Source organism: Bacillus sp. RO2, from assembly GCF_012911845.1.
Lineage (GTDB): Bacteria > Bacillota > Bacilli > Bacillales > Bacillaceae_I > Sutcliffiella_A.
Genome location: NZ_JAAXCU010000040.1, coordinates 39,555 through 50,730, shown reverse-complemented (window position 1 = coordinate 50,730; position 11,176 = coordinate 39,555). Strand labels below are relative to the sequence as shown.

General features: G+C 42.6%; 9 protein-coding genes. 6 read left to right on the top strand and 3 right to left on the bottom strand.

What is annotated here, in order from left to right; all coding sequences use genetic code 11:
• Positions 1–125: 125 nt before the first annotated feature.
• Both HF078_RS10125 and HF078_RS10120 read right to left on the bottom strand, forming a co-directional pair.
• Positions 126–1,037, bottom strand: coding sequence for an IS3 family transposase (locus HF078_RS10125; protein WP_346775331.1), 912 nt, complete (start codon positions 1,035–1,037; stop codon positions 126–128).
• Positions 1,034–1,339 carry a transposase gene (locus HF078_RS10120; protein WP_168862612.1) on the bottom strand — a complete coding sequence of 102 codons (306 nt, stop codon included), beginning with the start codon at positions 1,337–1,339 and terminating at the stop codon, positions 1,034–1,036. The genes HF078_RS10125 and HF078_RS10120 overlap by 4 nt, the downstream gene beginning before the upstream one ends.
• Before the next feature lie 470 nt (positions 1,340–1,809).
• On the opposite strand from HF078_RS10120, the gene HF078_RS10115 reads away from it, so the two are divergent.
• The 3 genes from HF078_RS10115 (at position 1,810) to HF078_RS10105 (ending at position 5,629) form a co-directional block, all read left to right on the top strand.
• Positions 1,810–3,519 carry an ABC transporter ATP-binding protein gene (locus tag HF078_RS10115; protein WP_169291034.1) on the top strand — a complete coding sequence of 570 codons (1,710 nt, stop codon included), beginning with the start codon at positions 1,810–1,812 and terminating at the stop codon, positions 3,517–3,519.
• Between the two features lie 91 nt (positions 3,520–3,610).
• Positions 3,611–4,036: a general stress protein gene (locus HF078_RS10110; protein WP_169291033.1), complete on the top strand. Its 426-nt coding sequence runs from the start codon at positions 3,611–3,613 to the stop codon at positions 4,034–4,036.
• A gap of 132 nt (positions 4,037–4,168) precedes the next feature.
• The gene (locus HF078_RS10105; protein ID WP_169291032.1) at positions 4,169–5,629 is read left to right on the top strand and encodes a vWA domain-containing protein; all 1,461 of its coding nucleotides are present in this window, start codon (positions 4,169–4,171) and stop codon (positions 5,627–5,629) included.
• A gap of 187 nt (positions 5,630–5,816) precedes the next feature.
• On the opposite strand, the gene HF078_RS10100 is transcribed toward HF078_RS10105, so the two are convergent.
• A complete protein-coding gene (locus HF078_RS10100) occupies positions 5,817–7,229 on the bottom strand; it encodes an LVIVD repeat-containing protein (RefSeq protein WP_169291031.1) in 1,413 nt (470 codons plus the stop codon).
• 362 nt (positions 7,230–7,591) lie between these two features.
• Between HF078_RS10100 and HF078_RS10095 the strand changes: the two genes are divergently transcribed.
• From HF078_RS10095 to HF078_RS10085, 3 genes are all read left to right on the top strand, one after another.
• Complete coding sequence (locus tag HF078_RS10095; RefSeq protein WP_169291030.1) at positions 7,592–8,521, top strand: manganese-dependent inorganic pyrophosphatase; 930 nt, start codon at positions 7,592–7,594, stop codon at positions 8,519–8,521.
• 556 nt (positions 8,522–9,077) lie between these two features.
• Positions 9,078–10,331 (top strand): ABC transporter substrate-binding protein, encoded by a 1,254-nt coding sequence (locus HF078_RS10090; RefSeq protein WP_169291029.1) that lies wholly within the window; start codon positions 9,078–9,080, stop codon positions 10,329–10,331.
• Positions 10,309–11,175: an ABC transporter permease gene (locus tag HF078_RS10085; protein WP_169291028.1), complete on the top strand. Its 867-nt coding sequence runs from the start codon at positions 10,309–10,311 to the stop codon at positions 11,173–11,175. The genes HF078_RS10090 and HF078_RS10085 overlap by 23 nt, the downstream gene beginning before the upstream one ends.
• Position 11,176 lies beyond the last annotated feature (1 nt).

The window sequence follows — 11,176 nt, the reverse complement described above, 5'->3', positions numbered from 1 at the left end:
TGGAGTTCTGTCAATAAAATAGACATCAATACGTATAGGATTGGCGTATTTTTTTCTTCCGCGCTACGTATTCACTTCGCTTGCACGCCTCTACTTAGAGGATCAATTAAAACCGAATTGATCCTCTAAGCAGAGGTTAAATGAGATTTATTGGCGTCTTCTGCTTGCGCCTTAAAGTATGCCAATTCGTACTCATTGGGTGTGGCGTATTCTAGTGTGGAATGCATCCTCTTCCTATTGTAAAACTCAACATAGAATTGCACTGCTCCCATAGCTTCTGCCTTTGTTTTAAACACATATTTATTCAGATACTCCTTTTTCATTGAGGCAAAAAACGACTCTGCACAGGCATTATCGTAGGGTGTAGCTTTCCTACTCATACTAATTTTCGCTTTTGCTTCTTTGAGCTCGTCAATATAGTCATTGGAACAATATTGACTGCCTTTATCTGAGTGGTGTATCCAACCTTTCTTCGGTTGACGTAATTTTATAGCTTCTCTCAAAGCTCGAAGAGGCAAGGAACGGTCCATTTTGTCATCCATGGCATAACTAATAACCTTCCTGCCGAACAAGTCCAGGATTGGATTAAAATATAAGAAACCTTCATGTGTAGGGATATAGGTGATATCTGTCACCCAAACTTTGTTGGGGGCATCTGGGTTAAATTCACGATTCAAGTTATTGTTATATGTACGATTGGAATGTTGAGAATCTGTTGTGACGGTATATACTTTAGGCGGTGTGGCAAACAAACCTAACGCTCTCATGCGATTGGCGACCGTTTTAGGAGAAACATTTATTTTATCTTTTTTCACTAACTTACGGTGAATTCTCACACTACCATATGTTTCGTGGTTATCAGCGAAATGGAAGAGAATACGTTCATCAACGTACTTTCTCCATTGTTCATTTTTCGTTTCCTCACGGCCCAATCGCTTCACATATAAATAATAGCCAGATGTAGACACACCAAGAACTCTGCACATCAACACCACGGTGTGTTCATTCCGGTGGGAATGAATGAATTCGAAAATCACTTCTTTTCTTGCGTGAAGATGTGCATGGCCTTTTTTAAGATATCTATCTCTTCCTGTAATTCAAGCTTAGTTCTCTTTTCAGCTTCATACATTTCCTTGTATTCAGAAGCTGTTAATAATTGATTTTGAGCTTGTTGAGCAGCTTCTTTCTGTCTTTTCTTAAAGCGATATACCCACTTTTGTAATGTATCATATGGGATATCTAGTTTTTGACTAACGTCAACGATCTTGTGTCCATCCAATACGATTTGTTTCACCACATATTCCCTAAACTCTGGAGAGTAGCTTTTCTTTTTCGTCATGTTTAACACGTCCTTTTATCTGTTAGTTTTGATTAAAACATGACGCCAATCCCAATGTCCACTTTTCATACTACCTCCAAAGGCGCAAAATGTTTGACCGAACATCCCTCTGTAAATGTCCGAACCCCGACCAAAAAAGGTAATAAAATGTCTGAACCTTTGGGAAAGTTGTCCGAATGGTTTTTTAGAACCCAAAAGGGGATCATTTCCCGCATTTTTTACTTCAAAATCAATTAAGTCCGAAAGCCTAATTTGCTAAAACCCTTCCCATAAACATCCTTCTTCGCCTCCTGGAGTTGCTTCGTTCATCCCAATAAGTTCCCATTCTAAAAGTAGACATCTAACATAAATTTCATTGACGTGCATCAGCAAAGGGTAGTATAGTAGAATTTAAATGATAATGATTATCATTAGAGTGTCGAAATAAAAAAAGCAAGATACATAACAAATAAAAAAAGGGTGTGGAAGCATTGGTACGACGGTTTTTCTCGTATTATAAGCCATATAAGTGGCTGTTTATTTTGGATTTTTCCTGCGCCGTTTTGGTAGGTTTGTTGGAGCTTGCATTTCCGGTTGCCGTAAACCAGGTGATTGATAGGCTTTTGCCACAGGAAAATTGGACGCTTATCGTCTGGGCGTGCATCGGATTGCTTGCCATTTATGCCGTCAACACCGGGCTTCATTATGTGGTTACCTATTGGGGCCATATGCTCGGGATTAATATTGAAACCGACATGCGCAGAAAGTTATTTCAGCACATGCAGAAGCTTTCATTCGGTTATTACGACAATAATAAAACAGGGCACTCCATCTCTAGGCTAACCAAGGATTTAGAGGAGATCGGAGAAGTTGCCCACCACGGACCTGAGGATGTGTTTGTCGCCTTGATGACGCTTATAGGCGCGTTTTTCATCATGCTCACCATCAACTGGAAGCTTGCTATTCTATCATTCTTAGTCATTCCGCTACTAATGATCCTGGCCATTCATTTTAACAAGAAAATGACACGAACGTTCCGCAGAATGTTCAGTGACGTGGCAGAAATAAATGCAAGAGTGGAGGACAGCATCGGAGGAATCCGCGTGGTGCAGGCTTTTGCGAACGAAAAACACGAACAAAAGCAATTTGCAGTAAACAATGAAAGCTACCGCTCTACGAAACTTGCTTCTTATAAAATCATGGCTCAGAATGTCACGGCTAACTACATGCTGATGCGTCTTGTGACGTTATTTACACTGCTATTTGGAACCTTTTTTGTTATACGCGGGGAGCTTAGCTACGGGGAATTCGTCGCTTTTATCCTGCTCTCCAATATTTTACTAGGACCTATCCAGAAAATAAATGCAGTAATTGAGAGCTATCCAAAGGGAATTGCGGGGTTCAAAAGGTATACAGAAATCATGGATACGGAACCGGATATTGCAGATGCACCTGGTGCGGTCCATGCGGATCTCGAAGGGGAAATTCATTACCGTAATGTTTCTTTTGGTTATGAGGGTAATGAGCGAGTATTGAAAAATATCAATCTTACTGTCCGCGCGGGAGAAACGGTTGCGATTGTTGGACCTTCAGGTGCTGGAAAAACAACACTCTGCAGTCTTTTGCCAAGATTCTATGAATTAGAGGAAGGCAGCATCCTCATTGACGGCTATGATACCCGCGAATTGACGCTCGAATCCTTGCGGAGCCAAATAGGCATCGTGCAGCAGGATGTGTTTCTTTTTTCCGGAACGATCCGAGAAAATATTGCTTACGGAAAACTTGAAGCGACAGACGCAGAAATCATGGAGGCGGCAAGACGTTCCCAGCTGGATGAATTCATCTCCACACAGCCTCAGGGGCTTGATACCGTCATTGGGGAACGTGGGGTAAAATTGTCTGGCGGTCAAAAGCAGCGACTTGCCATTTCACGGATCTTCCTGAAGAACCCGCCTATTCTGATTTTAGATGAAGCGACGTCCGCACTTGATACCGAAACGGAACGCGCTATCCAGGAGTCTTTGACAGAGCTTTCTAAAGACCGGACAACGCTGGTCATCGCCCACCGCCTTGCCACTATTAAAAATGCAGACCGTATTATGGTTGTGACGAAAGACGGCATTGCAGAACAAGGCCGACATGAGGAACTGATTGAGGCAGAAGGAATCTATAGCAGATTGCATCATGCTCAATTCGGATAAGTGTTAGGAAATTTCTGTAAGAGTGTTTCAACTGTTTCCACGGGGGAATGTATAGAGAAAAGAGCTATTCTTTTCCTAGGAGGAAACGATAATGAAAAAAACGATATTAGGTGTATATGATACAGAGAAAAAAGCTAGAAATGTAGTGGAAGGCTTGATTGTACAGGGATACCGTGCAGAAGAGATTGTCGTGGTTGCGCTTGGGGATGAAATTGGTTTTGACTACCCCATAGGCACAAGGGTAGAACACATTACATCAGAAGAAGACGATTCTATGGTCGACAAGCTTTTCTTGCCAGATGAGGCGCAAGCACCAAGAGGAGTGGGCAACAAACTGCTAGAGCTAGGTCTCTCAGACCGAGATGCACCAATGTATGCAACTGATGTGGAGAACGGCAGGATATTGGTGCTGACGAATGAAAAAGAGAGCCAGGAAGCGCGAACGGTGGAGCCTTGTACTGATGACCGCGGGCATCAAAGGATGACTGAAGAAACGGGTATTAGGCAACTAGATTAAATACAACAATTGGAAACGTAAGGGCGTCTTCATCCAGAGGAGGCGTCCCTTTTTTGTGTTTTGGAATATTTTTCATTGGAAAAGAAGAGCAGTGATAGTTATCCTACTTATAGAAGAAATGGAGGGAAACAGATGCGTTTAATCATAACGTTACTTAGTATAACCATGTTTATACTTGGAGGTTGCTCCAAAGGGGAAAACACAGTAACTGAGCCATCTAATTCATCTAATGAAGAAGAGTGGCAAGAGGAAGAAGTTAAGGAAAAGAAAAACACCGAAGAAGAAGAGCCTGAAGATGAAAAAGCAGCTTCTGGTGAGGAAGTTCTTGGGAAGTTGAATGAAGTGGTGATACCTTCCAATCTAGAAGAGTTTGTAGCCATTCAGTCCGGTACAATGACTGGAGATATTGAATATAAAGAGGAAACCAGTATTTGGCCCTCACTCAATTCTTTAAGCGGGATGGAAGATGATTTTCTTTTACATATGGAAAGCGTTACGGCAGAATCCACAGAAACGGATACATTATTGAAGGCGTTTATCCACCTATTAGGAAACAGCGCGTACCCTGAGGCAATTGGAAAACTAGCAAACTATGAGCCTTCTTTTAATGAACCGCTCCTGCCCGAGCCTGAGCTGAACGATGAAGCACCTAATGGGCAGGGAACGCCTGCAAAAGCGTTAATCCTCTTGGATGCTAGCTCCAGTATGCTGTTGGATGTAAATAGCCAGCAGAAAATGAAGGTGGCCAAGGACGCCGTTTTGAGCTTTGGTAAAACAATCGGAACGAACAGTGATGTTTCTCTCTATGTTTACGGGCACGCCGGTTCCCAAGAGGACAAAGATATGCAAGTATCCTGTACTACGATAGATGAGGTCTATCCGGCACAGGCGTATAACGAAAAAGCATTCTTTGAAGCAGTTCAAGGTGTAGAAGCGAAAGGATGGACCCCGCTTGCTGAAGCAATTAAAACGGCTGGTGAGGATAGTGCTGCATATGAAGGGGACATTACTCTTTATATTGTAAGTGACGGAATGGAAACGTGCGACGGCAACCCGGTAGAGGAAGCGCAAGCCTTTGCTGATGAAAAAGAAGGCCGTCATGTGAACATCATCGGGTTCAATGTCGACAAAGAATCAGAAAATCAGCTGAAGGAAGTGGCGGCTGCAGGAAACGGGGAATACATTTCTGCTGACAATGCAGACGACCTGCAGAACAGCATGAAATACAAATGGTTGCCGGATAACTTGGATTTGATGAACAAATCGCTTGCATCTCCGAAAGGGACCTTTGCCGTCTCCTTTGCAAATCTAGACCTCAGTAACATGGAATCAACCATTCAAAATGCCATCAACAAAGAAACAGAACGATTCCGAGAGGCTGCAAGCTCCCTTAGGGAAGCAGAACAGATTACAGAAGAAGAGGAAGCTGCTCTACTTACAAGGATTGAAGAATATGAAGAAACGATGCGAGCATTAAAGGAAGAACTTCATGCGAAAAAGGACAAAGAAATGAACGATGAGCTTGATCGAATAGATGCAGAAATTGAGGACTGGATCAAACGGATGAAAAAGTTGAAAGAGGAGAATGGGTAAGGCGGGGACTTTCTGTTATTAAGGGGAAGGAGCTTTAGCACGAACTCGGTGTGTTTTGGGACGAACTTGCCAAGTTTCGGCACGAACTCAGCCCATTTTGGCATCAACTTGCACCCTGTTAAGTTCAAACAACTTACATCCACACGAAAAGCGCCGAATCAACTTACTGATTCGGCGTTTTTACTTGCTATTCTACAAACTTATCCGACTTATTGCTGTTATTTTTCAATAAAACCTTTAATCCGGATCCGATATCGGAAGCAAGGACATAGTTTCTGTCTACAAATACACCCCATACATCAGATCGCTCAGGGGTATATCTGCCAATCTCTGTCGGTTCACTTGGATCAGTGATATCTACAGCAACAACCCCGCCAGCATAATAGCTCAAATATAATGTGTTTCCGTGAACTTTTGGATCATGCACCGTTTTGGAGAAGGTCGCATAGGTAGGTGGCGCACCTTCTGGAATATCATGAGTTAGGTCTGTTTTGAATTCGCTCAATAAGACAGGGTTTGTCTTATCTTTAATATCAAAAATGCGGGTATATCCAAAAGCAGCTTCAAAACCTGATTTTAAAGGTTGATACACTTCACGCGTCTCAATAAGAATCGTCCCGCCCTTTGCGAGTGCAGCTGAATGGGCAGAGCCTTGTTGTTTCGCAGCAAAATCAGTACGTCCAAGGTATTCAGGGTTTTCCGGATCTTTCAAATCAAAAATGACCGTTCCCAAGTCCCACATGGAAACATATGCATAACGGCCATTGTCATCAGTAATGGCGCTATGATTGAATACAGGGCGGGTCTTCCCATCAGGTGATTGCCAGTGATAGCCGTTAAAGTCTTCTGCTACTTCTGGAAGCTCCCTAGGATCAAACTGCCAAAGGGTTGTCGGTTCAGCTGGATTAGAGACATCCACCACCTGGAAATCACGAGACTCACCATGGCTATAATAATCGGCATAAGGACTTGCGGCAAGCACCAATGCGCGGTTGCCTTGGGTGGTTAAATACAATTCATGGGTCCCTGTCGTTTGTTTTGTCACTTCCCAGAATCCAAGCTTTACTGGCTCAGCTGGATTTGTCACATCATATAAAAGGAAACCGCCTTTAGAATTTGGGTTATTGCGGTTCAATTCCTGCACGCTGACCACGGCAAGGTCTCCTTTAAAGTCAGGGGTACTAACGGATTTTACAATAACTTTTTCCTGCCATGTTCCAGGGATATCGTTATGTGCAAATACGGAAATCTCCTTAGGGTTGGCTGGATCTTTTAAATCAAATACCCGCACTCCGCCATTTCCTCCGTTTCGGGTGTGGGTTCCTACATAAGCATAGCCTTTATGGGAATATACATCTGCAAAAGTATTTTGTTTGCCATCTTCTCTAATTACTTTCATTTCAGGTGCAGCCACTTCTTTAAGGTGTTTCAAGTTTTTACTGCCGTAAAGCTGGGGGACTGCCAAATCATCATACAGTGTCCGTTCCCCTTTTAATAAACCGGTTTCATCTAATCTGTCATGGGCAAACGTCATCGGGGCCATAGCAGAAAAGACGAGCATCCCTGCAATAGAAGTTTTTACGAGAAAGTTCTTTTTCAACTTTGTTCCTCCTAGCAAACTAGTATTTCGGAAAGCTAAAGATATTCCGTATATTAATAGTAAGGAAGAGGGGATCAAGCTTCAAATTCTTATAAGAATATTCAGATTTTTTAAAATGAATAGTTTTACTCTTGTTGGGAGCGTCAGAATAAATAGGTGGTACTATTTTCATAAAATTAAGTCTATGTAAAGGAAGAAAGAATTCGTTAACGGAAACATAATACAAAAAATAGTAAAAAAGTTCCTGCCTTTAATAGAGGAACATAATTTCATTTTGAATCAGAAGATATTTTAAGGTAATATACAAAGTGGAAGAGTTAGTAGAATTAGCTCGATAAAACATATACGCAAGGAGAGTACTCATGACAAAAGTTTTAGTACTAGGACATAAAAACCCAGATACAGATTCCATCTGTTCAGCAATCGCTTATGCAGAGTTGAAAAAGCAATTAGGCATGGACGCAGAGCCTGTTCGCTTAGGTGAATTAAACGGTGAAACAGAATATGCGTTAAAAGAATTCAACAGCGAAGTGCCGCGTTTAGTGGAAACTGTTGCAAATGAAGTGAAGGAAGTAATCTTAGTCGATCACAACGAGCGCCAACAAAGCGTAAGTGACATCGATCAAGTTCGCGTGTTGGAAGTAATCGATCACCATCGTATCGCAAACTTTGAAACAGCTGATCCTTTATACTACCGTGCGGAGCCTGTTGGTTGCACTGCAACAATCCTAAACAAGCTATACAAGGAAAATGGTGTGGAAATCTCTAAGCCAGTTGCTGGTTTAATGCTTTCTGCCATCATTTCTGATTCTCTATTGTTCAAATCTCCAACTTGCACGGAGCAAGATGTACAAGCTGCAAAAGAACTAGCTGAAATCGCGGGAGTGAATGCAGAAGAGTACGGTCTTGCCATGCTAAAAGCCGGAGCGGACCTTAGCGACAAAACAGTAGAACAGCTTATCTCCTTAGATGCGAAAGAATTCCAAATGGGCAACTACAAAGTGGAAATCGCGCAAGTAAACACGGTTGACACAAATGACGTTCTTGCAAAACAAGAGGAGTTGGAAGCAGTAATCACTGCAAACGTTGCGGACAAGGACTTAGATTTGTTTTTACTTGTCGTGACGGATATTTTAGAAAATGATTCTGTTGCACTTGCACTTGGTTCCCAGGCGCCAGTTGTAGAAAAAGCGTACAATGTAACACTTGAAAACAACATAGCATTATTAAAGGGTGTGGTATCCCGTAAGAAGCAAGTTGTTCCAGTGTTGACGGATGCATTGACGAAATAAGATGGGTCTCTTCGGATAAATGGACGCATAGATTGATTCTTTTGGCGAGTTGATCTGTGCGTTTTTTAGGTTTTGGGGGGAATTACGGATTTTTAGGTGATTTTTAAGTGTTTTTTGATGCTTTTAAACCGTTCGGTCAATTAAGTGGGAGCTTTGGACAACTTAACCTGTTTATTGTTAGGGTTCGGACATTTACACTGCGGGGTTCGGTCAACATTTCGAGACGTTCGGTCATCTGAAAAATTCGTTCGGTCAAATTCCGGAAATCTTCGGTCACTTTTGTCAAAACTTCGGTCAAATACTCCAAAACTTCGGTCAAAAAACAAAAATCTTCGGACATTTGTCTAAAATGGAAGTAAAATCATTCCGCTTGCCCCTCGTCCATCAGCCCTCCCACCAAAAAGTTACCCCAAAAGTGATCCAAATCTCCACCAAAAACGTTAGGTTCCTAAAGAACCTAAACCCACCACAAACATACCAACATTTTAAAGTATAAAAGGAAAGTGTTATATATATAGATAGAGATAGATTCGATAAAGAGAGAAGAGGGACGCCCATGATGAAGACAAGGTTATTGGCATTATCACTATTGATTGTACTATTAATTGCCGCAGCTGGCTGCTCGAACACAAACTCAAACAACAGCGACACCACCGAAGAACTAAATGAAAAAGAGTGGAGCGACATAACTGACCTTGCTGACGGTACCAAGGTCCGAATTTTCATGTGGGGCGGAGATGAAGGAATCAACCGCTACATGGATGAATGGGTCGCACCAAATCTAAAAGAAACCCATAACATCGAACTAGAGCGAGTCCCAATGGATACGAATGAAATCCTGCAGAAACTATCTACGGAAAAGCGTGCAAACAAAGAAGAAGGTACCATCGACATTATCTGGATAAACGGGGAGAACTTCAAGAATGCCAAGGAGTTTGAACTTCTTTACGGACCGTTTAGTGAAAAACTGCCTAACTACCAAAATTATGTCGACACCGAAAGCCTTGACGTCCAATACGATTTCGGTACAGAAGTAGAAGGACTGGAGGCACCATGGGGCAAAGTGCAGTTTGTTTTCCTTTATGACGAAGAAAAAGTGCAGACCCCACCAGCAAACCTAGAAGAGCTAAAAGGTTGGATAAAAGAAAATCCAGGTAAGTTCACATATCCTGACGCCAATGATTTCACAGGCAACGCGTTCTTAAGACATGTCCTGTACGATGCTGTGGGCGGACCGGAGAAATTATTAGAAAACGGCTACAATGAAGAGGTTTTAGCAGAACACGAAGACGCCCTCTGGAACTACCTCCGTGAAATCCAACCCTCCCTGTGGAGAAAAGGGGAAACTTACCCGGCAACTCTAACGGATCTGGACCGTCTATATAGCCAAGGGGAAGTGTGGATGACAATGGGGTATAACGAGGCGAGGGCGGAAAGTCTTATCAAGGACGGCGTATTCCCTGAAAGTACTAAATCCTTTGTGTTAGATTCAGGTTCTATCGGAAATACTCACTTCCTGGCCATCCCGTTTAACAGTCCAAATAAAGCAGGGGCAATGGCGGCCATTGATTTCTTGATGTCACCTGATGCGCAGCTTGCCAAATACGAATCCACTTATTGGGGTGAAAATATGGCACTGGATCCGACAAAGCTGCCAGAAGAGGCGCAAGAAAAGCTGGCTAACATGGATCGAGGAGCATCTGTCCTATCCCCGGAAACATTAAGCGAAAGCCTGTTACCGGAAGTGGATGCCGAATATGTGAACTGGTTGAAGGAGCATTGGGTCAATGAAGTGGTTCAAAAACAATAGCTGGAGTCTTGCGCTCCTTCCTGCTTTTCTTTTCACATTCTGCCTTGTCGTGTATGGACTTTTTATGGCGGCACAGGAGAGTGTGACAACCTTGAACGGATTTTCGCTGGAGGCATATGAAAAAATATTCGGAAACGAGGCATTCCTGGAATCGTTAAAATATAGTCTCCGGATTGCCTTCATTTCCACGACGTTGTCTCTCATATTGGGACTTTTACTCACAAAATTTCTATTTGAAACCTTGAAAAACCAATTGGCACGAACCGTTGTCTGGCTGCCAATGTTATTTCCTCACTTTGTTTGGGGATATATGATGATTTTGCTTTTTTCTCAGACGGGGTGGTTTTCCACCCTGCTCCATGAACTGTCCCTTATAGATAGTCCAGATCAGTTTCCGATCCTGACCAATGACCGCTATGGGATTGGGATCATTATTACCTACACGCTAAAAGAGATTCCCTTTGTCGTCCTGATGCTCCTCCCTGTTTATGCACAGCTGAACCGCGATTTGCCAAATGTGGTGAAGACGCTTGGCGGCAATAAATGGCATGTGTTTAAAACAGTCGAGTGGCCATGGTTGTTTCCAGTGCTAATGGAAGCGGGGCTGATTGTTTTTGCCTTTATCTTGGCGGCGTTTGAGGTGCCTTATTTACTTGGCACGACCTATCCCAAAATGGTATCTGTCCTTACCTATGAGTGGTTTTACCAAGGAGACTGGAGTAAAAGGCCGGAATCATTTGCTGTGATGATAACAGTGACTGCGATAATTTTTGGAATGCTTATCATCTTGTTAAGTTTGGTTTCAAGATCAAGGTACAGGATGATGAAAGGAAACGGGATGTAAG